The sequence below is a fragment of the Marinomonas ostreistagni genome (genome assembly GCF_016461785.1).
Classification (GTDB): domain Bacteria; phylum Pseudomonadota; class Gammaproteobacteria; order Pseudomonadales; family Marinomonadaceae; genus Marinomonas; species Marinomonas ostreistagni_A.
Genome location: NZ_JAEMUH010000004.1, coordinates 121242 through 146444, shown reverse-complemented (window position 1 = coordinate 146444; position 25203 = coordinate 121242). Strand labels below are relative to the sequence as shown.

Below are 25203 nucleotides of genomic sequence, written 5' to 3'. Positions count from 1 at the left end.
CAGTCATTGAAGTCTAGAGTCATATACACTCTAAGGCATGTATCTAAATATAGTTAAGTTTTGTAAAACGGCCAGTTTTTAGCTCTCTTTTTTTAAAAATTTATAAAACTGCTGTTGAGCTTCATCAGACACCAACCGGTCTTTAAAAATTCTTCCCTCACGCATTAAAGCCATCTGTATATCATCCATAGCGCGACACTTAAGCAGATCTTTAGACAATAGCACTGCTTCAGTTGGTAACTGACATAGCTTAGTAGCATACAAATTTGCCAGCTCCAACGACTCACTCGGCTCACAAAGATGGTTAACCATTCCCAACTGATAGGCCGTTTCGGCGTTAATTGGTTCGCCAAACATCAGCATTTCAAAAGCTCTTTGATGCCCTACTATCTTTGGTAAAAGAAAACTAGACGCAGCTTCAGGCACAAGACCAAGCTGAACAAATGGAAATACAAATTGGGTATTCTTGGCCGCAAACACCATGTCGCAATGCAACATCATGGTCGCACCGACACCGACCGCCCAGCCTTCTACGCAGCCAATAAGCGGCTTTTTGTAAGAGGTCAGCGCTTGTAAAAAGGACATGACAGACGCCATTTTTTCCGGAGAGCGAGCTATTTCAACAAAATCATTAATATCGTTGCCGGCCGAAAAGTCCGGACCAGCACCCGCGACGATAGTCACTTTAACTTCATCGCGAAGTTCGGCTTGATGAAGCACATCACTCATTGCCTGATACATATCAACAGTAATAGCATTCTTCTTATCAGGGCGGTTTAACAAGACGACCTGAACACCATTACTAACCGTTTCCTGAATAGCTTCTGTCATGATGACACTCCTTAGTGTTCAGGTTCTCTTAACGCTCGACGCAGAATCTTACCAACATTGGTCTTTGGAAGTTCAGTGCGTACTTCGTACTGTTTTGGAACCTTATAAGCAGCAAGGTTTTCCTTACAAAAAGCGTGCATAGCCTTTTCATTCATCTGCGCACCGTCTTTCAACACTAGGAAAGCCTTAACCGCTTCACCTGTTTTATCATCTTCGACACCAATGGCAGCAGCTTCTAGTACGTCAGGGTGTTGCGTGATGACATCCTCAACTTCTGTTGGATAGACATTAAACCCTGATACGATAATCAAGTCTTTGGCTCGGTCAACAATGCTTAGATAACCATCGGCTTGTTGCGTGGCAACATCTCCAGTGATTAAGAACCCATCGGGTGTCATAACATCCTGAGTAGCTTGCTCACGGTGCCAGTATCCTTTCATTACCTGTGGTCCTTTTACACACAGCATACCAGGCTCACCGGGCACGACGTCGGCTCCGTTGTCATCAATGATACGAATATCTGTGCAATCTACAGCCAACCCGATGGTGCCAATTTGCTCTTTCCCAATCGGGTTAAATGCCACGACAGGAGAGGTTTCGGTCAGGCCATAGCCCTCAGATACCGTACAGCCTGTAACACTTTTCCAGCGATCGGCCGCGGCATGTGTAAGAGGCATCCCACCTGATGCCGTAAGCTTTAATGACGAAAAGTCTACTTTTGCAAAATCTTCGCGGTTACAAAGGCCTGCGAATAGAGTATTCAAACCTATGAACCCTGTGAATTTCCACTTATTAAGCTCTTTGACAAAGTTAGGTAAATCTCTTGGGTTTGGAATGAGAATGGTGTGAGCCCCATATTCCACCAACGTCATGGCGTGAATCAAGAAAGCATAGATATGATAAAGAGGAAGTGGCGCAATAAAAGTCTCTTTTCCTTCCTCCAGCAAATGGTCCAACCGATTTTTCAGCTGGTGCATGTTGGAAATTAAGTTGGCATGGGTAAGCATTGCCCCTTTGGCAACACCAGTCGTCCCACCAGTGTATTGCAGAACGGCTAGATCTTTACGATTCAGCGTCAGAATATTAGGCTGGCTTTTTGTGCCAAGCGCGATGGCATCATTCAGTGCAATAGACTGTGGCAGGCTATAATCAGGCACCATTTTTTTTACGTACTTAACGATTGAATTAATTAAAAGCCGCTTCACAGGCTTATGAAAATCAGCTATCTCCGTAATCAAAACATGGGAGATCTGTGTTTTAGCAATAATCTTTTCAACATTTGCAGCCATGTTGGCGAACACCACCACCGCCTTCACACCCGCGTCATTAAATTGATGCTCTAACTCTTTCGGCGTATAGAGAGGATTAGTGTTTACAACAATCAAGCCAGCCTGCATGGCCCCAAACACGACAACAGGAAACTGAACAACATTTGGTAGCTGAACCGCAATACGATCACCAGGCTTTAAGTCTGTATGCCGCTGCAAATATGCAGTAAACGCATCAGCTTTGCGCTTTAGCTCCCCATAAGTTAGGGTACAACCAACGCTAGTAAAAGCAGGTAAGTTGGTAAAACGCTTGCTGGCATCCGCCAGTACATCCACTACCGATTCAAACCCTCTAGGGTTTAATTCATCAGGGATGTAGCTGCCTGATTCCAAGTTTCTAGGTGTCGCTACATCGTTGTTCAGCATAAAGCTTCTCCGTTATTGTCGTTATATGGAGACATAAAGTTCACTTAATCAATGTGATGCCATACAGGGGGCAAAGTTCATCACGGGGTTGGAAATATTTCAGTCAGCTTGGTTGCTAACATAATATCACCGTCCGCTCGTATTTTACCTTGCATGAAAGCCTGCATCCCATCAAGTTCTCCGGACATAACCTCTGACAAAGTATCCGTATCCATACCTAAAGTAACTGTCGCATCATCATGCTCACCTTGCTCTAAGGTCGCTGTACCTTCAGAGATAGTAACAAAGTAGGAATCAGCATCGTCTAATTCAAATTGAAATATAGCATCCATTTCTGAAGCTGCGTCACGGTCGAAACGGGTTAGCATAGTATCGAAAATATCTTTTGCATTACTCATAAACATTACCTCCGCTTAATTAGCGTAAAAAGAATTGCTCTTCGTCCATCGACATTAAGCTTTCTGAACCAGATAGGATCATCTCTGCATGGGCTTTAGTACGAGGCAGAATACGATCAAAGTAGAAGTTCGCTGTCTGTAATTTCGCTTTGTAGAAAGCCTCTTCGGTTGTGCCTTCGGCAAGCTTCTGTTGCGCTACTTGTGCCATACGTGCCCAGAAGTAAGCCAACGTTACATAACCTGAGTACATGCAGTAATCGACTGATGCTGCCCCTACCTCTTCGCGATTTTTCATGGCTTTCATACCTACTTTGAGAGTGAGGTCGCCCCATTCTTTATTCAAAGCCGCTAATGGCTTAATGAGGTGCTTAAGTGCTTTATCATCATTCGCTTTACAGAATTTATGGATGACTTTTGTGAAAGCCTTGAGCGTCGCACCTTGGGTCATCAGTACTTTACGACCTAAAAGATCGAGCGCTTGAATACCCGTCGTGCCCTCATACAGCATGGAAATTCGACAGTCACGAACGTTTTGCTCCATCCCCCAATCAGCGATGTAGCCATGTCCACCAAACACTTGCAGACCTTGGTTTGCGGATTCGAAGCCTGTTTCCGTCAAGAATGCTTTCGCAATCGGTGTCAACAAAGACAGTAGTGTTTCCGCTTCTTCTTTCTCAGCATCGCTACCCGCTTTCACCTTATCCACTAGCATCGAACAATAATGAATCATCGCTCGACCGCCCTCGGCAAAGGCTTTTTGAGTGAGTAGCATACGACGCACATCTGGGTGAACAATGATTGGATCAGCCGCTTTATCTGGCGCTTTTGGACCAGACAGCGAGCGCATTTGAAGACGATCTTTGGCATAAGCCAATGAATTTTGATAAGCCCACTCTGTATGCGCCAAACCTTGTAACGCTGTTCCTAAACGAGCGGTATTCATAAAGGTAAACATACAGTTTAGACCTTTATTTGGTGGCCCAATTAAGAAACCTTTGGCGCCATCAAAGTTCATAACACAGGTAGCATTACCATGGATACCCATCTTGTGTTCAATCGAACCACAATGCACAGCATTGCGCTCACCCACCTCACCCGACTCTGTGACATTGAATTTTGGCACAATGAATAGCGAGATACCTTTTGTGCCAGCAGGCGCATCAGGAAGTCGAGCTAATACGATATGAACAATATTTTCTGCCATATCGTGCTCACCAGCCGAAATAAAGATTTTGGTACCTGTAAGGCTGTAGCTACCGTCCTCGTTAGGCGTTGCTTTGGTTTTCAACATCCCAAGATCAGTACCACAATGCGGCTCAGTCAGACACATGGTGCCCGTCCATTCACCGGTAACCAGTTTGGTAAGGTAGGATTGTTTTTGCTCATCTGTACCGTGCATTTCAAGAGTATTCATCGCACCATGACTTAAACCTGGGTACATACTCCAAGCCCAGTTAGCAGTTGCAACAAATTCTGTCACCATCATCCCTAGAGACTCAGGCAAACCTTGACCGCCAACCTCTGTGTGATGAGATAAAGATGGCCAGCCGCTTTCAACGTACTGTTGGTACGCTTCTTTAAAGCCTTCAGGAGTTGTGACAACACCGTTGTCAAAATGACACCCTTGTTGATCACCGATTTGATTTAAAGGGGCTAAGACACGTTCTGCGAATTTTGCGCCTTCCTCAACGATGGCGTCCACCATGTCTGGAGTAGCCTCTTCGGCTCCAGCTAGAGAAGCATAGTGCCGGTGGATACCAAGTACTTCATCAGTAATAAATTTTAGGTCGCGTATGGGCGCTTTGTAGTCAGGCATGACACTCACCTCGATATTATTTTCATGCGGAAAGTTTGTTCAACAACATGCCATAAGCGTTGTCGAAAAGCGTTTTTCCCTCAATAACATTTCAAAGCAAGTTGAATAACAAAACGCGCCATAGGTGATTCCGGACAGCGGCCAAAACGCTAAATAAGCGCACCGAAGAATGAACTAAAACAAGAGTTTCTGAATCTCTTTAAGTTTTTCATCAAAACTCTCATCGTCCGCGAAAATGCATTCAAATCTAGATCCTGAACACTCATCTTGCAAGGATCTTCGACACTCTCCTTGAGTGATATTAATTGACTCAAAGTGGTTTTCCAGACGTAGAACTCCTTTCAATCGCCAGAAACTTGGAAACGAATTTATCAAGGCAAGAAACTGTTCAAATCGCTCATCATCTATTGACCAATTTGATTCTGCGATCCAACCGACACTCACCATCCCCTGGTCTCGTTTTAGGTAGCAAGTCACGCCAGCGGCAGGCTGACTCTTAAAAACCTTAGCATGGTTGTGGTTGTGATCGTGATCGTGATCGTGATCGTGATCGTGATCGTGATCGTGATCGTGATCGTGATCGTGATCGTGATCGTGATCGTGATCGTGATCGTGATCGTGATCGTGATGAGAGTTGTGATCTACTCGTGGGAGATCAAGCCAAGCTGGATCAAATTCGCCATTTGAACTTAATGCAATGACGGATTTAGACGCGGCGAACTGCTTAGCAAAATCCAAAAAGCGCTGTTCTTGAGAATCATCGTACAAATCTGCTTTGCTGCCGATCAGAACGTCTGCATCGTCTATTTGATCAAAAAATGCCGGATGGCCTAAGTAACGCGGATCGGAGAGATTACGTGCATCCATCAAACAGACCGTGCCACGAATGTCTAATACATCACGATAATGATCCGCACTTAACTGTTCGACAATTTGATGAGGGTGCCCAATACCTGTGGGCTCAATGACAATACGATCTGGTTGGGCTTGTTTGATCAATTCGTTTAAACCGACTGAAAACGCAGCCGAGGCCACACAGCATAAACAGCCCCCTGGTACTTGCTTAATGGCAACCCCATCTTGTTTCAGCAAGTCTCCGTCAATGCCCACTTCTCCGAATTCATTTACCAATACCGCCCACTTTTCATGCTGAGGCACACCGGCTAACAAATTTTTTATAACAGTCGTCTTACCAGCACCTAAAAAGCCGGTTATAACATTTACTTTAATGCCTTGAAATCGCATGTTTTACTCATGTTTGACGCACTAAACGTCTAATAATTTTCGTATTTCTTCTTCGGAGTCGGGGCGTACAACTCGCCCAACCTCTTTGCCATCTTGCAAGGCGATTAGGGTTGGCCAAAGCTTGACCTGATAATGTCGTCCAAGACGCTTACCCTTACCATCCACAACCTTAACATGCTGCACATCCAAGAAATCATCCATTACCTCAGTCAATAGGGGCTGAGCTTTCTTACAATAGCCACACCATGGGGTACCAAACTCCAGCAAGACATCGCCTTCCAGTCGCTCAACATCCTCTAGGGTTATCTCTTCATCTTGGTATTCTGCATTAAAACCATTCACTACATTCATGCACTGTTCCTTTTTCAAAACAACATTACGGCTACATAGCGGTGCCTGATCGATGTTTCAATAGTAGCAAAAGATTTTTATCGCCTAAGACAAAAATGCCACGTCAGCTCATCGAACTGACGTGGCATTTCACTTCATTGCAATCGCTGCTAACTAGGCGACAAACTCACCATGGGGGTCCATAACAAATTTCTTCGCCGCACCACCATCAAAATCAGCGTAACCTTGTGGCGCTTGATCTAACGTGATCATCTGTACATTAACTGCGTCGGCAATTTTTACTTTATCAAACAAAATCGCCTGCATTAAAGAGCGATGGTATTTCATTACTGGGCATTGCCCCGTATGGAAGGAATGCGATTTAGCCCAACCTAGACCAAAGCGCATGCTTAAAGCGCCCACTTTCGCCGCTTCATCTTCAGCACCTGGGTCATCTGTCACATACAAACCTGGGATACCAATCTGGCCACCCGCTCGTGTAATTTGCATCGCAGAATTTAACACCGTAGCTGGCGCTTCTTTGTGCGAGTTACAACCACAACCGTGTGCTTCAAAGCCGACACAGTCGACGAAACAATCGACTTCACGCTCACCTAGAATGACTTCTAGTTTGTCTTCCATATCGCCTTCTTGGCGCAAATCAATGGTTTCACAGCCAAAACTACGAGCTTGCGCCAGACGATCTTCAATCATGTCACCAACGATGACGCATGCAGCCCCTAGAAGCTGAGCGGAAACCGCCGCTGCAAGACCAACTGGACCTGCACCTGCGATGTAAACGGTAGAGCCTGGGCCAACCCCTGCTGTGACACAACCGTGGAAACCCGTTGGAAAAATGTCTGATAGCAACGTTAGATCGGCAATTTTCTCTTTAGCTTGGTCTTTATCAGGGAATTTAAGCAAGTTAAAGTCTGCGTATGGCACCATCACATAGTCAGACTGACCTCCAACCCAACCGCCCATATCAACGTAGCCGTAAGCCGCCCCAGGACGTGCAGGGTTCACATTTAGACAAATCCCCGTCATCCCTGCTTTACAGTTACGACAGCGACCACAAGCAATGTTGAACGGCACAGATACGATGTCACCAACTTCTAGAAATTCAACATCATCGCCTTTCTCAAGGATGATCCCCGTGATTTCATGACCTAATACCAGACCTTCAGGCGCTGTGGTACGACCACGCACCATATGCTGATCACTGCCACAAATATTGGTGGTAAGAACTTTTAGAATGACGCCGTGATTGCATTTACGGTCGCCCAGAGCAAGTTCTGGGAATGGGATGGACTCGACTGCGACTTTTCCTGGGCCTTTGTAGACGACGCCGCGGTTAGAAGATTGAGACATAAAGTACTCCTGTAACAAGTGTGGTTTTATTGTTTTTATCGCACCCGAGAAGGTAGCGCTCAAACCACGAAAGATGATGTCGATAAACGCCTAAAAACAGCACGATAACGACACCTTCTTCTTTTCTTGCACTTTATGTTATGAAAGTGAAAAACCTGTGCTTATTGGTCTCCACTAATACGGCTGCCTACCGCAGAATGCTGGCCACGATACTTAGCATTATCGCGCTTGTTGTAAGGACGATCCGCTGATCCAGACATGGTTTCGAAGTTGATTGCACCGATGGTCATACCTGGGCGCAGCGCGATTGGTAGCTTACCGCCATTCAAAAACTCCAACACAATCGCACCACTCCAACCCGGATCAATACGATGGGCTGTGACATGAACCATCAGACCAAGACGCGCTAGCGAAGAGCGACCATCTAACCAGCCGACCAAGTTGTCAGGCAAGGTCACCGACTCAAGCGTAACACCTAGCACCAACTCACCTGGATGAATGAAAAACGGCTTGTCTTCTTCGACGACAATCTCTTCACTCATGACAGATTCAATCGCGGCATTCAAGTCTTCTTTCGGACCACTTAGGTCTAAATACGGCGCAGGGTGCCCCTGAAATACTCGAAAAGAGTTGCCTAGGCGCAAGTCACAAGAAACACCACTAATAACAGAGTTATCAGGGCGAGGCTCAATAGAAATGACACCATCATCTAATGCTTGGATAATGTCACGGTCACACAGTCGCATGGGGTACCTCAATCATCGCTCATGCCTATCTCAGGCATAGTGAACTGTTCAGAACGGGACGCAAGAGTAGCACCAACCTTTTCAGCAATCGACAGATAAATGGCCGCTTCGTCCGAATCAGGCTCACTTAACACTGTTGGCGCCCCAGAATCGGCTAATTTTCGGATAGACAAACTCAATGGCAGCTTACCCAGTTCAGATACGCTATATTCTTCTGCGAGTTGTTTCCCGCCTTCCTCGCCAAAGATCGCTTCTGCATGACCGCAATTTGAACAAATATGCGTCGACATATTCTCCACAACACCCAGCACAGGAATATTCACCTTGCGGAACATCTCGATACCACGACGAGCATCTAACAGAGCAATGTCCTGTGGTGTCGTCACAATCACGGCACCCGTCACAGGCACTTTCTGGGACATGGTCAACTGGATGTCACCTGTGCCTGGCGGCATATCCACGAACAAGTAATCCAATTCTTGCCAGTCTGTTTGCGTCAGAATCTGCATCAAGGCACCCGTTGCCATCGGCCCACGCCACGCCATAGGTGTTTCGCTAGTCGTTAAAAACGCCATAGACATGACCTTAATGCCATGCGCAACCGGGGGAACAAAATACTTTTCATCACGTACTTGCGGGCGTGTTTGCGCATCAAACCCAAGCAACAGGCCTTGGCTTGGACCGTAGATATCCGCATCTAGAATACCTACTTTATGACCCAGTTTAGCCATGGCTAACGCTAAGTTAACCGTAGTGGTAGACTTACCCACACCGCCCTTACCAGAAGCGACAGCAATAATATTTTTGACGCCCTCAAGGCCGACAGGTTGAGATGAGTTGGCAGACATAACTTCTCCTCACATCCAATGCTCATCGCATCAGATCAAAAATTCAATGTAATTGCGCTCATTAATAGGGTCAAAATGCGGAAAAGCAAGCCTTAAGCTTGCACGTTATCTACGTCCACTTATAATGTCGCGTTCAGATTATTAGAGACTATTCGCCTCACCTATCTTCATTCAGTTTGAGGCGTCGTTTTTTCGTTAAAATTTCAATCCAGCAGGCTTAATCATAATGGCTCAACCGCAACGTAAAATTCTAGTTACCAGTGCCCTTCCCTATGCCAACGGCTCTATTCATTTAGGTCACATGCTGGAGCACATACAGACAGATATTTGGGTTCGTTTCCAAAAACTACGCGGTAACCTATGTACAGCGGTTTGTGCTGACGATGCGCACGGCACTGCCATCATGATAAAAGCTGAGCAAAACGGTATCACATCAGAACAATTGATCGATGGCGTTCGCCAAGAACACATGGCTGACTTTAACGACTTCGGCATTGGCTACGATAACTACTACTCAACACATTCCCCAGAGAACCGTGAGCTGTCTGAGTCGATCTACAAAGCATTGCGCGATAACGGAAAAATTTCGGTTCGCTCGATTACTCAGGCATATGACCCAGAAAAAGAAATGTTCCTAGCGGATCGTTTCATTAAGGGTACTTGCCCTAAGTGTAAAGCTGAAGACCAGTACGGCGACAACTGTGAAGTGTGTTCTGCAACCTACACACCGATGGAAATGATCAACCCACGCTCGGTTTACTCTGGCGCAACTCCGATTGAGAAGTCTTCTGATCACTACTTCTTTAAACTGCCAGAATTCCAACAGTTCCTACAAGAGTGGACACGCAGTGGTACACTACAAGACCAAGTGGCTAACAAATTAGCAGAGTGGCTAGACTCTGGCCTACAAGAGTGGGACATCAGCCGTGATGCGCCTTACTTCGGTTTCGAAATCCCTGATGCACCAGGCAAGTACTTCTATGTTTGGCTGGATGCACCAATCGGCTACATGGCTAGCTTCAAAAATCTATGTGACCGTACTGAAGGTCTAGAATTCGATGAGTACTGGAATAAAGACTCTAAAGCAGAGCTTTACCATTTCATCGGTAAAGACATCATCAACTTCCACGCCCTATTCTGGCCAGCCATGCTGGATTGTGCGGGCTACCGTACACCAACTGCAGTCAACGCTCACGGCTACGTGACAGTGGACGGTGAGAAAATGTCTAAGTCTCGTGGCACCTTTATTAAGGCACGTACTTACCTAAACCACCTGGATCCTCAATATCTACGCTACTACTTCGCAGCGAAACTGAACTCACGTGTTGATGACATTGACTTGAACCTAGGTGACTTTGTACAGCGCGTAAACTCTGACGTGGTCGGCAAAGTGGTAAACATTGCCAGCCGTACTGCAAGCTTCATCAACAAGAAGTTTGATGGTCAATTGCAAGCAGCTCCTGCACAAGAAAGCATGATTCAAGAGTTCATAGATGCAGGTGATCTGATCGCTGAACTATACGAAACCCGTGAATACGGTAAAGCAATGCGTGAAATCATGCGCCTTGCAGACATTGCCAACACCTATATCGCGGATGAAGAGCCATGGGTGAAAGCGAAAAGCGAAGAGACTTTGCCACAAGTACAGGAAATCTGTTCTGTGTCACTGAATCTATTTGCCATCTTAGCAACGTACTTGAAGCCAGTGATGCCAAATATGGTGGCTGATGCCGAGGCCTTCTTAAACAAAGAACTGACTTGGGACAACCGTGGCGAATTGTTGTTTGGTAAATCAGTCAACAAGTTCAAAGCATTGATGGCTCGCATTGAAGCGCCGCAGATCGAAGCTATGATCGAAGAAGGTAAAGCCGAGGCGGAAGCCGAAGCACAGGCGAAAGAACAAGCCACTGCTGCTGAGGAAACAGAGTTAAGCAAAGAGCCAATCGCGGCAGAAATCAACTTTGACGAATTTGCGAAAGTTGACTTACGTATCGCGAAAATCGCCAAAGCTGAACACGTTGAAAAAGCCAACAAGCTTTTAAAACTGACATTAGATTTAGGCGGCGAGACCCGTACTGTCTTCTCTGGTATTAAATCTGCTTACAAACCAGAAGATTTAGAAGGCAAGCTAACGGTCATGGTCGCTAACTTGGCACCACGTAAAATGAAGTTTGGCCTATCAGAAGGCATGGTGTTGGCAGCAGGCCCTGGCGGAGAAGAAATTTATCTGCTTGAACCACACGCTGGAGCGAAGCCTGGCCAACGCGTTATGTAAGACTAACTCATCGCAGTACATGCAACGCCGCCTACGCCATGTAGGCGGCGTTGTTTTGACTAAGCATTAGTAAAGTTTATGGTTGTGGCGTGCTATCCATATTCTAAAATAAACTAAAATGCACGACGCTTTAGTCTTGTTAGTTATAAGCAGCTTGGTATAGTTACGCTTGGCTGATGCTGTTTCTTCAGCAGTTCTTTTTTACTTTTAGACACCACTGTAGTGATTGGACACGAGATGACTGAATATCTCTTAATACTCGTCAGTACCATACTGGTAAACAATTTCGTATTGGTACAATTCCTTGGCCTCTGCCCGTTCATGGGCGTTTCTAGCAAGCTGGAAACATCCATTGGTATGGCCATGGCAACCACATTCGTACTGACACTTTCGAGCTTATGTAGTTACCTAACGTTCGAATTCATTCTTAAGCCGTTTGGCTTAGAGTACTTAAAAACGATTTCCTTCATTTTGGTGATCGCTGTTGTGGTGCAATTCACTGAGATGGTGGTCCATAAAACCAGCCCTCTTTTATACCGTGTCTTGGGTATTTTCTTACCTTTGATCACAACAAACTGTGCCGTGCTGGGTGTCGCACTGCAAAACACGTCTAAGCAAAATGGCTTTGTAGAATCTATCCTCTATGGATTTGGTGCAGCGGTCGGTTTCTCATTCGTTTTGGTTCTGTTCTCAGCCATGCGTGAACGCATCAACGTGGCCGATGTGCCAGTGGTGTTTAAAGGCTCTGCCATCGGTATGATCACAGCGGGTCTAATGGCCTTGGCGTTCATGGGCTTCACTGGTCTGGTGCAAATCTAGGAGCCTAATATGTTTACAGTATTACTTGCTATCGGAATCCTAGTCGCTCTCGCCCTCGTTTTTGGCGCGATCTTGGGTTATGCCAATGTTCGTTTTCACGTCGAAGGCGACCCTATTGTGGATCAAATCGATGCGATTTTGCCACAAACTCAATGTGGCCAGTGTGGGCACCCAGGCTGTCGCCCCTATGCGGAAGCTATTTCCAATGGTGAAGCCATCAACCGCTGTCCTCCTGGCGGCCAAGCCACAGTTCAGGCTCTTGCAGACCTTTTAGATGTTGAAGCGATCCCGCTTGAAGGCGGCGAAGCCGAAGAACCAGTCAAAAAAGTGGCCGTCATACGTGAAGATGAATGTATCGGTTGTACTAAGTGTATTCAGGCCTGCCCTATTGATGCGATTCTAGGGGCCGCAAAACAGATGCATACCGTCATTTCTGACGAATGTACCGGCTGTGACCTTTGTGTCGAGCCTTGTCCAGTAGATTGTATTGATATGGTAGAAGTTGGAGTGACATCACGCACTTGGTCATGGGATAAGCCTCAAGGTGTAGGCGTTCAATCCGCACAAATTATTGCCACTGATCGACAAACGGAGGTACTGCACTAATGCAATCTCCACAGATCTTTTCTTTTCATGGCGGCATTCACCCACCTGAAAACAAAGTGCAATCACTACAACTACCTTTGGGTAAGCCAAGCTTACCTAGAGAGCTTGTTCTGCCGTTAGGTCAACACATTGGTCAAGCCTCTCGCCCACTAGTTGAAGTAGGTGCTCATGTTAAAAAAGGCCAAGCAATTGCGATTAATAACGGCTTCCTGTCGAGCTTTTTACACGCGCCGACTTCTGGAACGATCCAAGCCATTGAGTCACGTCCTGTCGCACACCCATCGGGCTTAAGCGATATCTGTATCATTCTAACGCCTGATAACGCAGATGAGTGGACAGAGCTTGAACCGTTAAATGATTGGCAATCCGTCAGTAAAACGGACGTGTTAGCCTTCTTAGCTGAGAAAGGCATCATTGGCATGGGTGGCGCAGGCTTCCCAACCCACGTTAAGCTTCAAGGTGCACATAAGCACCCATTGACACACTTCATCATCAACGCAGCGGAATGTGAGCCTTACATCACCGCTGACGATATGTTGATCCGTGAAAAGACGCTTGAGTTGATCCTAGGTATTGAGATCCTGCAACACCTTGTGGAAGCAGACAATGTCGTCATCGGTATTGAAGATAACAAGCCAACAGCGATCGCTGCTCTGCAACAGGTCATTCGTGAACGCCAGAGCAGTATTCAAGTTGCAGTCGTGCCTACCAAGTACCCTTCTGGCGGCGAAAAGCAGTTAATTAAACTGCTGACCGACAAAGAAGTGCCAAGCGGTCAATACCCAGCGGATATTGGCATTTTGTGTCAAAACGTCGGCACCTGTGTCAGCGTATACGAAGCCATTCAGTTCGGACGCCCACTGATTTCTCGCTTTACAACCTTAACAGGTGATGCGCTAAAAGCACCGCAAAACGTTGAAGTACTACTGGGCACTCCAATTGATCATTTACTTGATTATGCGGACATTGAGGACAAGAAACTCAGTCGTTTAGTCATGGGCGGCCCCATGATGGGCTTTACGCTCGATTCTGCGAACGTTCCTGTGGTGAAAACCACGAACTGTGTACTCGCGGCGACCAAGAAAGAATTACCGCCACCAAACCCTGAGCAAGCGTGTATTCGATGCGGCATGTGTGAACAAGCCTGCCCTGCAAGTCTGTTGCCTCAGCAATTACTTTGGTTCTCAAAGAGCCAAGAACACGAGAAAGCTGAGCACTATAATTTATTTGATTGTATCGAGTGTGGCGCCTGCTCATACGTTTGCCCTAGTAGCATTCCTCTAGTGCAATACTACCGTCATACCAAAGCCGAAATTCGTGATGCCCGCGAAGCTGCAGTGAAGTCAGACATTGCTAAACAACGCTTTGAGGCGCGTAAAGCACGTCATGAAGCAGAAGCGGCTGAAAAAGAAGCGAAGCGTTTAGCACGTCAAGGCGCAGCAAAACCTGCAGCTAAAAAACCAGCGAAGCCGGCTCCAGAGAAAGCAGCAGCTGCCGCGGCGCCAGTTGCTGACGATGCAGCGAAAAAAGCAAAAGTCGACTTAGCCATTACCAAAGCTAAATTGAAGAAGCTGGAAAAAGCACTGCTAGAAGCTCAAGAAAAAGAGCACACGGAAGAAATCTCGGCCTTGCAACTGCAAGTCGATGCTGTGAAGAAAGATATCGCGGATCTCGAAGCCAAAGTTGCCGCAGCACCAGCACCCGCTGCTAGCAAGCCTGCGGCACCTGCGTTAAGTGACGAAGCGAAGAAAGCCAAAGTCGATGTAGCATTGGCCAGCACCAAGCTTAAAAAAGCTCAGAAACAGTTAGCGGAAGACCCAGATAACCAAGAGCTGAAAGATAAAGTTGCAGGCATTGCAGCTGATTTGAAAGCAGCAGAAGAAAAGTTCGACAAGCTTGGCGGCAATACCAAAGCAGCGCCTGCGGCAACCGCGAAACCTGTACTCAGCGATGAAGCCAAGAAAGCCAAAGTCGATGTGGCGTTAGCCAGCACCAAGCTTAAGAAAGCCCAGAAGCAGTTGGCCGAAGACCCTGATAATGCTGAGATCAAAGCCAAAGTAGAAGGCTTTGAAAAAGACCTGAAAGAGGCGGAAACACGCTTTGCCAAGCTTGATTCAGCAGCAGCGGCCGCTCCAGCAGCGAAACCTGCCATGTCTGATGAGTACAAAAAAGCTAAGGTCGATGTTGCCCTCGCCAGTACTAAGCTGAAAAAGGTTCAGAAACAGCTGACAGAAGATCCTGACAACGCAGAGTTAAAAGCCAAAGCAGCTGACTTCGAGAAGTCCCTTAAAGAAGCAGAAGCTCGACTGGCTAGTCTAGATACTGCGCCAGCCGATCAAGCCACACCGGCCGCGAAGCCTGCTATGTCTGATGCGTACAAAAAGGCCAAAGTAGACGTTGCCCTTGCCAGCACCAAGCTGAAGAAACTGCAAAAGCAGTTAGCCGAAGACGAGCAAAACAGCGAACTGCAAGGCAAAGTGGTTGAGTTTGAAAAGAACCTAAAAGACGCCGAAGCACGCTTAGCAGCCCTTGAAGCACCGACAGCAGCACCTGCTGACAATGCAGCGCCCGCAGTGGATGAAGATGCCCTTCGCAAACTAAAAATCGATGCAGCCATCGCAAAAGCAGCGGTTAAAAAAGCCGAAAAAGCGTTAGCCAAAGCAGTTGAACTAGGTTCTGAAGACCAAGACAGTCTTGAGCAGCAAGTCAGCAAAGCAAAAGCGCGCGCGGAAGAACTTGAACAAGCACTACAAAACGGCGGTCAAGTCATAAACAAGCCAGCTGAAGCGAACAGTAATGGCAGTGACGATGCGGAATTTAAAGAGCGTCTCAAGAAACAAAAAGTAGCGGCTGCGCTGGCAAAAGCACAGGTCAATAAACTTAAACGTCAACTAGACGCGGACCCTTCTGCAGAATCTTTGCAACAGGAACTTTCCGCTGCCGAACAAAAGCAGCAGGAAGAAGAAGCGAAACTAGAACAGTTAACTAACACGCAAGAGAATCGTTAAATGGCATTATTGCGTATCACCTCACCACATACACATCGTGCAGGCCAACGTACATCCTGGGTCATGCAAATGGTGATATTGGCCACTGTACCAGGCCTTTTGGTACAAACATGGCTTTTTGGTTACGGCACCCTAATCAATCTTGTGATTGCAGGGATCACAGCGCTACTCAGTGAAGCACTTATTTTAAAGCTGCGTAATCGCCCGATTGGTTTCTTCTTAAAGGACTACAGCGCATTACTGACTGCGGTACTTCTGGCACTCGCCTTACCACCAACCGTACCTTGGTGGCTAACCGTGACTGCCGTTGCCTTTTCAGTCATTTTCGCGAAACAAGTCTATGGTGGCTTGGGTAACAACCCATTCAACCCAGCGATGGTCGGTTATGCGATCTGTCTTGTTTCTTTTCCGGTGCTGATGACCCAGTGGATTGGAGCATCAGACTTAATCCAAGCAGGCGCGACACCAAGCTTTGCTGATAGCTTAGCAGCCATTTTTGGCACTTTGCCAAGCGTTGACTCCTACACCATGGCAACGCCACTGGATGCCTTCAAACACAAAGAAGGAATGATGTCGAGTGAAGCCTTTGCCAGCATTGCAGGTCTTCAAGATGCCAATCTATCTAGCTGGATGTTTGTCAACCTAGCTTACCTTGTCGGTGGTCTAGCCCTGATTGCACTGCGCATCATCACTTGGCATACGCCTGTCGCGATGTTGGCGTCTCTGGCGCTGATCTCTGGTCTTTTCTATATCATTGACCCTAGCAATGCAGCATCACCAGTTTTCCACCTAACCTCTGGCGCAGCGATGTTAGGTGCGTTCTTCATCGCAACCGATCCTGTAAGCTCTTGTACCAGTAACCGTGGGAAATTGGTATACGGTGCTGGTATTGGTATTTTGGTATACGTGATTCGTACTTGGGGCGGCTACCCTGATGGCGTCGCATTCGGTGTGCTGCTGATGAACTTTGCTGCGCCATTGATTGATTACTACACACAGCCTCGTGCCTACGGTCATAAGAAAGCCAAGAAAGGCCTAACGATTGGGGGTGAGAAATAATGAATATCATCCACTCTATTCGTAAAAACAGTATCGGCTTAGGCATCTTCGCAGTCATGACTGCGGGCCTCATTGCGGTGACACACCAGCTGACCGAACACACCATCGAAGACAATATTGTGCAAGCACAGCTATCAGCGTTTAACGAGATCCTACCGGTTGATCGTTATGATAATAACCTTGCTGAAGCGAGTGTCATGCTCGATGCAGACCCATTGCTAGGTTCCACGGAACCGGTACAAGCCTTTATTGCACGCAAAGATGGGCAAGTAAGCGCAATCATTTTCGAGACCGTTGCGCCAGGTGGCTACAACGGCAACCTAGATCTCCTCGTGGCAGTGGATCGTAACGGTGTCGTTACTGGCTCTCGCGTTATTAGCCATAAAGAAACCCCTGGACTTGGCGATAAAGTGGACTTACAAAAATCCAAATGGATATTATCGTTCAGCGGCAAGTCCCTTGAGAATACAAGCTTAAAGCAATGGAACGTGAAAAAAGATGGTGGTGAATTCGACCAGTTTACAGGTGCCACTATCACACCACGAGCGGTTGTTCGTGCGGTGAAAAATACGTTACTTTATTTTAATGAGAACAAAGACGCGTTGTTGTCGCGTTAGGATCGATTATGAGCGCTCAAGACTCTTTAGCCCCAGATACTCCTGTTGAGAACCCAGCACCAACGGGCCCAGATTACCGTGAAATCCTTTACAACGGCATTTGGAAAAATAACCCAGCCTTGGTTCAGCTTCTCGGACTTTGCCCATTGCTAGCGGTTACCAGTACTGTGGTCAATGCCATTGGCTTAGGTCTGGCAACCACCGTTGTATTGCTTGGCTCTAACCTAGTGGTTTCTCTAATTCGTAATTATGTTTCGGAAGCGGTACGCTTACCTGCTTTCGTTATGATTATCGCCTCGTTCACTACTTGTATTGAATTAATCATGCAAGCCTATACCTATGAGCTATACCAGATTCTAGGTATCTTTATCCCATTGATCGTAACCAACTGTGCGATTCTAGGGCGGGCCGACGCATTTGCCAGCCGTAACCCTTTGCTGCCCTCAATTGCAGATGGTTTATACATGGGAGCGGGCTTTACTATCGTCTTAATGTTACTTGGCGGCATGCGTGAGCTGATTGGCCAGGGAACCCTATTCTCTGATATGCATTTGTTATTTGGTGATATAGCAACCGGTTGGAAACTGACGATCTTCAGTGATTATCCTAATGTATTGTTTGCCATCTTACCCCCAGGCGCTTTTATCGGACTGGGTTTGTTGATTGCTATCAAGAACTACTACGATGAGAAAGAGAAGAAACGCATTGCTGCTGAACAGGCTGGCCAAGAAAAAGTGTCTCGTCGTGTTCGTGTAACCGACTAAATCATTTATAAAAGGGGAAACTGTGAACAAAGCCAAGCGACAAGAAATCTTTACACGTTTACGTGCAGAGAACCCTAACCCTGTCACTGAGCTTGAATACAGCTCCCCTTTCGAATTATTGATTGCTGTCTTATTCTCTGCACAAGCCACCGATGTGAGCGTGAACAAAGCGACACGCCATCTTTTTCCTATCGCAGACACGCCTGAGAAAATGTACGCTCTAGGAGTAGATGGCCTAAAGGAATACATCAAGACTATCGGCTTATTTAACGCCAAGGCTGAGAATGCCATCAAGACTTGCAAAATCCTCATCGAAAAGCACAACAGTGAAGTTCCTCAAACGCGCGAGGAATTAGAGGCTCTTCCAGGCGTTGGTCGCAAGACTGCCAACGTAGTGCTGAATACCGCTTTTCGTCAGGTCGCCATGGCGGTCGACACCCATATTTTTCGTGTTTCCAACCGTACGAAAATTGCTCCTGGCAAGAACGTACTGGAAGTAGAAGACAAACTGCTTCGCTTTGTGCCAAAAGAGTTTCTACTGGACGCTCACCATTGGCTCATTCTTCACGGTCGATATATTTGCACTGCGCGCAAACCAAAATGCGACGCCTGCATTATAGAGGACTTGTGTGAATTCAAAGAAAAGACCTCCACTTAGAAGTTTTTCGCGACATAACAAACTGTTACAACAGCAAAATAAAGCTCTATAATGATATGAGTTTAGTTTTAGACGATTTAACGGATAATAAAAAACGTGGTTAAACAACACTCTTCACCTTATGTACGTTGTTTTTGGACTGGGCAAATGTTCTTAACAAATGGTCAGGTCACAAATATTCATTGCACTCATATTTCTCATGATCAAGTAGAAGTGGAGTCACCAATTGGGCTACAAGGCTCGAAAAAAGTAAAATTAGAGTTAGATGCCATGCATGAAGGCAAACGACTCCATATTAAAGCTATCTGCATTCCTTCTGCTGACATTCTGAACGAACATGACAAGCATTACGTGAAGATGAGCTTTCATACGATTTCAGAGCAAGAACGAGCTTTCATCGATAAATTTGTCAAAGCCCACACATAGCTAAAACCAAAAAAGGCGCCGAGGCGCCTTTTTAAATAAATTTAATCAGCAAGCTACAGCGCACCAACCATCACATCTTCATAGAGTTTAAGCATCCGCTCACCGTCCACTTCCATACAGACTTGGGTCATGGGCACGTCATTCCAATGCGGTTCAGGGTAGGAAACACCCTGTGGTGCAAAGATGGTTTGTCCAATCGCAATGCCTTCACAAGCAACGCGCACAGCCCCTAACTCCACTTCAAAAATGCTTGGGTCTAGCAAGTAAGCAATGGTCGACGCATCATGGAAGTAACATCCGTTGATACCGAAACGATCGCTGTAGAAATTAATATAGAACTGAGCACAGTCGTACAAGAAACTGCCCTGCTCTGGGCTTTTCGCTTTAATACGCTCAAGTACTGAGTTGTCCAGCAATACTTGGTGGGTCACATCAAGGCCGACCATGGTGACTTGCCAAGGGGCAGTGAACACGGCGTCAGCGGCGTGAGGTTCGTTTATAATATTGGCTTCTGCAACTGGCGATACGTTACCGTACTCAATGGCTGCGCCGCCCATCAGAACCACTTCATCCACTAAGTTTGCGATTTCAGGATCAAGCTCTAGCACTTTGCCAAGATTACCTAAAGGCCCAAGCGCGACAATTGTTACCTCACCAGGGTATTTACGTACTTGCTCGATAATAAATTCTGCAGCGCTTTGCTCTAGGGCCTTAGTCTTTGGCGCAGGGTAGTCAATATTGCCAAAGCCATCTGCACCATGAACAAAATCAGGAAAAGGACGTGGCGCAATTTTCGAAGGCACGGCAACACCACCTGCCACAGGCACCTCGACGCCAGCGATTTCTGTCAGAGTCAGAGCATTCTGCGTTGCAATCTCAACTGGTACGTTGCCATACGTCGTGGTGAGACCTAAAACCTCTAGTTCTTTTGCTTGAAAAGCAAAAAAGATCGCCATTGCATCATCGATGCCTGGATCCGTATCAATAATAATTTTTCGTGTCATGGTTCTCTCGTTAAATCTATTTAGACTGATTTGCCAAAAATTCGGTAACTTCGTCAAGCGTTGGAATAGAAGGTGCAGCACCTACTCGGGTCACGGCAATGGCTGATGCCGCGCAAGCTGTGCGCATCGCCGCTTCGTAAGAAGCACCTCTTGCTATTTCCGCCAAACAAAAACCAATAAAAGTATCTCCAGCAGCGGTTGTATCTTTTGCTTCAACGACAAACGCTTTGACTTGAAGATCCTCTGCCTTGGAGAAATAGCGCACGCCTTCTTTGCCTAAGGTCATCATCACCGCCAGATCGGGATATTGCTCGGGAAGAATTTGCGCGGCCTCTTCAATGGTGTCAACACCGGCAAGATCCATTGCTTCCACTTCATTGACGATCAGTAAATCGATGAATGGCAACACACTTCGAGTCAGTTCAGCATCCATTGGTGCAGGATTAAAAGCTACCTTCAAACCAGCCTGCTGTGCCCACTCAAGAGTGTCCGCGACCAAATTGGTTTCATTTTGCAGCAATACCCAATCGCCTTCTTTGGCGGTATTTAGGGCAGACTTTATTTGCTGCTTTGTTAGGCAATGATTGCTCCCAGGATATAAAATAATGCTGTTTTCCGCACTCGGTGTCAGCTGAATAATGGCATGACCCGACGCTTCGTCCAATTGCGCAATTCGATCCGTGTTCACGCCAAACTCTTGTAGCTGAGCAAGAATATTTTGATCAGCGCGGTTTAGCGCACCAATGTGCTGAACGTCAGCTTGCGCTTTCGCCAGTGCCACGGATTGATTGGCGCCTTTGCCACCTAACACTTGTTGATAGTTGGATGAGCTCATAGTCTCACCCGGTCGAACAAAATGGTCCACTTGATATAAATGGTCGATATTTATTGAACCGATGTTAAAAACGGTCATAGGCTACCTTGTTTTAAAATTATTAACCAAACAGTCAATAAAAACACTTTTCTGCTTAGATTAAAATAGCTGTCTGTACAGAAAGATCAAGACACATAAAAAAACGCCCGCTCTTTACAGAGCGGGCGTTTCGAATTTCAAACCTTCGCCGCAGCGAAATGGTTTAGTCGCGGTCTAGGAAAGTACGACCTTTCTGAGCCGCGATACGCATACGTAGAGCGTTAAGCTTGATGAAACCTGCCGCATCTTTCTGATCGTAAGCGCCAGCATCATCTTCAAATGTTGCAACAGAACTATCAAATAGGCTGTAAGGAGACTTACGACCCACAACTTCGATGTTGCCTTTGTATAGCTTAAGACGAACTGTACCCGATACAAATTCTTGAGATGCATCGATCAATGCTTGCAGCATACGACGCTCTTCTGACCACCAGAAACCGTTGTAGATCACTTTCGCGTAGCGAGGCATGATTTCATCTTTCAGGTGCATTGCTTCACGGTCTAAAGTGATTGACTCCATCGCACGGTGTGCACGAAGCATGATCGTGCCCCCTGGCGTTTCGTAACAACCACGAGCTTTCATACCCACAAAACGGTTCTCAACGATATCGATACGACCGATACCATTTTCGCCACCGATTTTGTTTAGTGTCTCTAGGATTGTTGCTGGTGACATTTCCTCACCATTGATTGCAACTGGGTCACCGTGCTTGTATTCAATTTCAATGTAAGTCGGTGTGTCAGGTGCTTGCTCTGGCGCAACAGACCAACGCCACATGTCTTCTTCAGATTCGATCCAAGGATCCTCTAGCTGATCACCTTCATAAGAGATGTGCAGTAGGTTAGCATCCATTGAGTACGGCGATTTTTTCTTCTTCGTTGAGAAGTCTACTGGGATCTTGTGCTCTTCACAGTAGTTCATCAATGTCTCACGAGATGTTAAGTCCCATTCGCGCCATGGTGCGATCACAGAAACACCTGGTTTCAATGCGTAAGCACCAAGTTCGAAACGAACTTGGTCGTTACCTTTACCTGTCGCACCATGTGCAATGGCATCAGCACCTGTTTCGTTAGCGATTTCGATCAAACGCTTAGCGATCAGAGGGCGAGCAATAGAAGTACCTAATAGGTATTCACCTTCGTAAATAGTATTCGCACGGAACATTGGGAATACGAAATCACGAACGAATTCTTCACGTAGGTCTTCGATGAAGATTTCTTTTACACCTAACGCTTGAGCTTTCGCGCGAGCTGGCTCCACTTCTTCGCCCTGACCCAAGTCAGCGGTAAAAGTTACCACTTCACACTGATACTCTTCTTGAAGCCACTTCACGATTACGGAAGTGTCTAGGCCGCCAGAGTAGGCTAGCACTACCTTCTTCACGTCAGACATTATGTTCTTTCTCCTCAACGAACTCGAACAGCCCCAAAATTAGGCTGCACAACTAAATAAAATAGGCGGTAAGTGTAAATTTTCGCCCCTTGCTTAGCAAGGGGCGTTAGGGAAAATAGAAAGGATTGTTACTGTACAAATACCGCTTATTGACTCGGTTCAGATAATGATTGAGCGTTATTACCTGCTCTCTCAAGTCGGATGGTCACACGACGGTTACGTTCGCGGCCATCATTCGTTCTATTATCCGCTGCTGGATAACGCTCCCCATGGTATCGGGAAACGATTTTTTCAGGTGGAATACCTTTCTGTAGCAGATAAGCGGTTACTTTTTCTGCTCGCGTTTTCGACAACTCTCGGTTGTCACGTCGTGAGCCAACAATATCCGTGTGACCATCAATGTAGATATATTCAATGGTGGGATCAGCTTCAACGTAAATAGCCACAAGGTCTAAGCGACGCTTAATACGTTCAGTAAGTTCAGTCCCATTGGTTGGAAACAACGCGGCAGTCCTAGCAATTTGATCAAAGTTAACCGGTAACAAACTAGCCATACAACGACGAAACTCATCGTAAGCTGGGTTGAAATTGATGTTACTGAGGGCAACCTCAACACTTTCTCGGCCATTCTCCCAAGCTGAACCAGTCACCACAGGGTGTCGCCCGCGATCAAGTGACGTGAGCATTTGTTCAGCTACTTGCCCGCCAACCTCTACCGTCAAGCCGTACCCTGGATAGGGCATAATTTCTAGAGTTTCAGGAGAGATTCCCGGAACCCAGCTTGGTGCTTGTGAAATAATATATACTTGTCCTGGACCTATCTTTTCATTATGTGGCTGCAAGACAAATTTCATTGGCTCACCCGCTTCTTTTATAAATTCCCCTACACCAAAATGAGGGATTGGGTGTTCAAGAGTACAAGCAAAAATGTCGCCAGACAGAGACCACTTAGACTCTTCTATCGTTGACTCGTAACGTGTCAACGCACTGCTCTGCATAGCAAAAATACAGCTAGAAAGGAGCAAAGCAGTTTTCAGTAAAGGTTTAACTATCACGATATGAGTTCTCGTTCTCGACTTGCCATGTATGTTATCATCTTAAACCAACTACTCATTTATTTTCTGAGCATTCGGCAGAATTAAGGATTCTCTTTTGTCTAATCACGAAATCAAAGATCGATTCCGCGGTTTCCTACCTATTGTTATCGACGTAGAAACGGCTGGCTTTAATGCAAAAACCGATGCGTTGCTGGAACTTGCCGCCAGCATCCTGCGAATGGATGAAAATGGGGAACTTTACATACATGAAACCATGTCCTTTCTAATTAAGCCTTTTGAAGGTGCAAACCTAGAAAAAGAAGCCTTAGATTTTACTGGGATCGACCCTTTTGCTCCAGGACGCGAAGACCTAGACGAAAGAGAAGCGCTTACACAAATGTTTAGTAAAGTACGCAAAGAGCTAAAATCAACCGGATGTAAACGCGCCATCCTTGTTGGTCACAACTCAGCTTTTGATCATGGCTTCTTAAATGCAGCGATAGAACGAAACGACATTAAACGAAACCCTTTCCATCCTTTCTCTAGTTTTGACACAGCCTCTCTGTCTGGACTAGCTTTCGGTCAAACTGTGCTCGCTAAAGCTTGCCAAGTAGCCGGTATTACCTTTAGTAATTCGCAAGCCCATTCAGCCGCTTATGACACAGAAAAAACTGCGGAACTCTTTTGCGAAATCGTTAACCGCTGGAAACGGCTTGGTGGCTGGAGTCTGGTTACGGAAACTGAAGGCGACACGATGGAATCGTTGTTTGGTGCTGCGACTTAGGCATATCAAACACACTAGCTCTTACTCTATTAAGGTAAGAGTTCATAACGGATTTACATGAACAAATAGCGATGACCCTACATGACTGGTAAACGACTTGCATTGATCATCCTTGGGTGGCTATCGCTCATCACGGGCATTATTGGTATTTTCCTACCGTTATTGCCAACAACGCCCTTAGTTCTTCTGGCAGCCTGGTGTTTTTCTAAATCCTCTGAGCGCTTTCATGCTTGGCTAATACAACATAAATATTTCGGTCCTATTGTTTCTGACTGGCAATCAGATCAGGGAATTCCTAAAAAAGCTCGTAACCGTGCCCTCATTTTTATGTGGGCAGGTATGACTCTATCGATGTTTATCGTCGCACGTTTCTGGGCCACTATCGGTTTATGTGTGATCGGTATTGCTGTCAGTATTCATCTGTTAAGGATGCCTTTGCGCAAAGAGCCAAATACTGAACCTTCCAACTCTCATTCTGAGTAAGCGTCTTCTTTTCTGAACAATACTTACGAAGTCTTAGTCTTACACTATTCTTTTTATCTCAGTAGAATGATTGTCGTT

The 25203-nt window shown here is 46.3% G+C and carries 24 protein-coding genes; 11 read left to right on the top strand and 13 right to left on the bottom strand.

Going from position 1 to position 25203, the window contains the following annotated elements; all coding sequences use genetic code 11:
• Positions 1 to 78: 78 nt before the first annotated feature.
• From JHD44_RS05145 to apbC, 9 genes are all read right to left on the bottom strand, one after another.
• Positions 79 to 831, bottom strand: a complete 753-nt coding sequence (locus JHD44_RS05145; RefSeq protein WP_199461695.1) for an enoyl-CoA hydratase-related protein — start codon at positions 829 to 831, stop codon at positions 79 to 81.
• A gap of 11 nt (positions 832 to 842) precedes the next feature.
• On the bottom strand, positions 843 to 2525 hold the full coding sequence (locus tag JHD44_RS05140; RefSeq protein WP_199461694.1) for an AMP-binding protein: 1683 nt from the start codon (positions 2523 to 2525) through the stop codon (positions 843 to 845).
• An 80-nt stretch (positions 2526 to 2605) separates the two neighbouring features.
• Positions 2606 to 2923 (bottom strand): SCP2 sterol-binding domain-containing protein, encoded by a 318-nt coding sequence (locus JHD44_RS05135; RefSeq protein WP_199461693.1) that lies wholly within the window; start codon positions 2921 to 2923, stop codon positions 2606 to 2608.
• A gap of 19 nt (positions 2924 to 2942) precedes the next feature.
• The gene (locus tag JHD44_RS05130; RefSeq protein WP_199461692.1) at positions 2943 to 4739 is read right to left on the bottom strand and encodes an acyl-CoA dehydrogenase C-terminal domain-containing protein; all 1797 of its coding nucleotides are present in this window, start codon (positions 4737 to 4739) and stop codon (positions 2943 to 2945) included.
• 174 nt (positions 4740 to 4913) lie between these two features.
• A complete protein-coding gene (locus JHD44_RS05125) occupies positions 4914 to 5984 on the bottom strand; it encodes a CobW family GTP-binding protein (RefSeq protein WP_199461691.1) in 1071 nt (356 codons plus the stop codon).
• Positions 5985 to 6005: 21 nt separating this feature from the next.
• Positions 6006 to 6335 carry a thioredoxin family protein gene (locus JHD44_RS05120; RefSeq protein WP_199461690.1) on the bottom strand — a complete coding sequence of 110 codons (330 nt, stop codon included), beginning with the start codon at positions 6333 to 6335 and terminating at the stop codon, positions 6006 to 6008.
• A 153-nt stretch (positions 6336 to 6488) separates the two neighbouring features.
• On the bottom strand, positions 6489 to 7685 hold the full coding sequence (gene fdhA / locus JHD44_RS05115) for a formaldehyde dehydrogenase, glutathione-independent (protein WP_199461689.1): 1197 nt from the start codon (positions 7683 to 7685) through the stop codon (positions 6489 to 6491).
• 161 nt (positions 7686 to 7846) lie between these two features.
• A complete protein-coding gene (gene dcd, locus JHD44_RS05110) occupies positions 7847 to 8431 on the bottom strand; it encodes a dCTP deaminase (RefSeq protein WP_199461688.1) in 585 nt (194 codons plus the stop codon).
• A gap of 8 nt (positions 8432 to 8439) precedes the next feature.
• Positions 8440 to 9279, bottom strand: a complete 840-nt coding sequence (gene apbC, locus JHD44_RS05105; protein WP_199461687.1) for an iron-sulfur cluster carrier protein ApbC — start codon at positions 9277 to 9279, stop codon at positions 8440 to 8442.
• 226 nt (positions 9280 to 9505) lie between these two features.
• Between apbC and metG the strand changes: the two genes are divergently transcribed.
• The 9 genes from metG (at position 9506) to JHD44_RS05060 (ending at position 19511) form a co-directional block, all read left to right on the top strand.
• The gene (metG, locus tag JHD44_RS05100; RefSeq protein WP_199461686.1) at positions 9506 to 11554 is read left to right on the top strand and encodes a methionine--tRNA ligase; all 2049 of its coding nucleotides are present in this window, start codon (positions 9506 to 9508) and stop codon (positions 11552 to 11554) included.
• 237 nt (positions 11555 to 11791) lie between these two features.
• On the top strand, positions 11792 to 12373 hold the full coding sequence (gene rsxA / locus JHD44_RS05095; RefSeq protein WP_199461685.1) for an electron transport complex subunit RsxA: 582 nt from the start codon (positions 11792 to 11794) through the stop codon (positions 12371 to 12373).
• Positions 12374 to 12382: 9 nt separating this feature from the next.
• A complete protein-coding gene (rsxB, locus tag JHD44_RS05090; RefSeq protein ID WP_133563902.1) occupies positions 12383 to 12979 on the top strand; it encodes an electron transport complex subunit RsxB in 597 nt (198 codons plus the stop codon).
• Entirely contained in the window at positions 12979 to 15987 is a 3009-nt protein-coding gene (gene rsxC / locus JHD44_RS05085; protein WP_199461684.1) for an electron transport complex subunit RsxC, read from the top strand. The genes rsxB and rsxC overlap by 1 nt, the downstream gene beginning before the upstream one ends.
• Complete coding sequence (gene rsxD, locus JHD44_RS05080) at positions 15988 to 17046, top strand: electron transport complex subunit RsxD (RefSeq protein WP_199461683.1); 1059 nt, start codon at positions 15988 to 15990, stop codon at positions 17044 to 17046.
• Positions 17046 to 17663 carry an electron transport complex subunit RsxG gene (gene rsxG, locus JHD44_RS05075; RefSeq protein WP_199461682.1) on the top strand — a complete coding sequence of 206 codons (618 nt, stop codon included), beginning with the start codon at positions 17046 to 17048 and terminating at the stop codon, positions 17661 to 17663. Before rsxD ends, rsxG begins: the two co-directional genes overlap by 1 nt.
• Positions 17664 to 17671: 8 nt before the next feature.
• Positions 17672 to 18427, top strand: coding sequence for an electron transport complex subunit E (locus JHD44_RS05070; protein WP_199461681.1), 756 nt, complete (start codon positions 17672 to 17674; stop codon positions 18425 to 18427).
• A 22-nt stretch (positions 18428 to 18449) separates the two neighbouring features.
• Complete coding sequence (nth, locus tag JHD44_RS05065) at positions 18450 to 19085, top strand: endonuclease III (protein ID WP_199461680.1); 636 nt, start codon at positions 18450 to 18452, stop codon at positions 19083 to 19085.
• 147 nt (positions 19086 to 19232) lie between these two features.
• Positions 19233 to 19511 carry a hypothetical protein gene (locus JHD44_RS05060; RefSeq protein ID WP_199461679.1) on the top strand — a complete coding sequence of 93 codons (279 nt, stop codon included), beginning with the start codon at positions 19233 to 19235 and terminating at the stop codon, positions 19509 to 19511.
• Between the two features lie 53 nt (positions 19512 to 19564).
• Here JHD44_RS05060 and JHD44_RS05055 read toward each other — a convergent pair whose 3' ends face one another.
• The 4 genes from JHD44_RS05055 to JHD44_RS05040 all read right to left on the bottom strand — a co-directional run bounded on the left by JHD44_RS05055 (position 19565) and on the right by JHD44_RS05040 (position 23876).
• A complete protein-coding gene (locus JHD44_RS05055; RefSeq protein WP_199461678.1) occupies positions 19565 to 20515 on the bottom strand; it encodes a nucleoside hydrolase in 951 nt (316 codons plus the stop codon).
• 16 nt (positions 20516 to 20531) lie between these two features.
• Positions 20532 to 21428, bottom strand: coding sequence for a ribokinase (locus JHD44_RS05050; RefSeq protein WP_199461677.1), 897 nt, complete (start codon positions 21426 to 21428; stop codon positions 20532 to 20534).
• A gap of 163 nt (positions 21429 to 21591) precedes the next feature.
• A complete protein-coding gene (locus JHD44_RS05045) occupies positions 21592 to 22821 on the bottom strand; it encodes an argininosuccinate synthase (RefSeq protein WP_199461676.1) in 1230 nt (409 codons plus the stop codon).
• Positions 22822 to 22967: 146 nt separating this feature from the next.
• Positions 22968 to 23876: a flagellar protein MotY gene (locus JHD44_RS05040; protein ID WP_325097047.1), complete on the bottom strand. Its 909-nt coding sequence runs from the start codon at positions 23874 to 23876 to the stop codon at positions 22968 to 22970.
• Positions 23877 to 23973: 97 nt separating this feature from the next.
• Here JHD44_RS05040 and rnt point away from each other — a divergent pair, with 97 nt between their 5' ends.
• Positions 23974 to 24642 (top strand): ribonuclease T, encoded by a 669-nt coding sequence (rnt, locus tag JHD44_RS05035; RefSeq protein ID WP_199461675.1) that lies wholly within the window; start codon positions 23974 to 23976, stop codon positions 24640 to 24642.
• An 81-nt stretch (positions 24643 to 24723) separates the two neighbouring features.
• Positions 24724 to 25125, top strand: a complete 402-nt coding sequence (locus JHD44_RS05030) for a YbaN family protein (protein ID WP_199461674.1) — start codon at positions 24724 to 24726, stop codon at positions 25123 to 25125.
• The last annotated feature ends 78 nt before the right edge of the window (positions 25126 to 25203 follow it).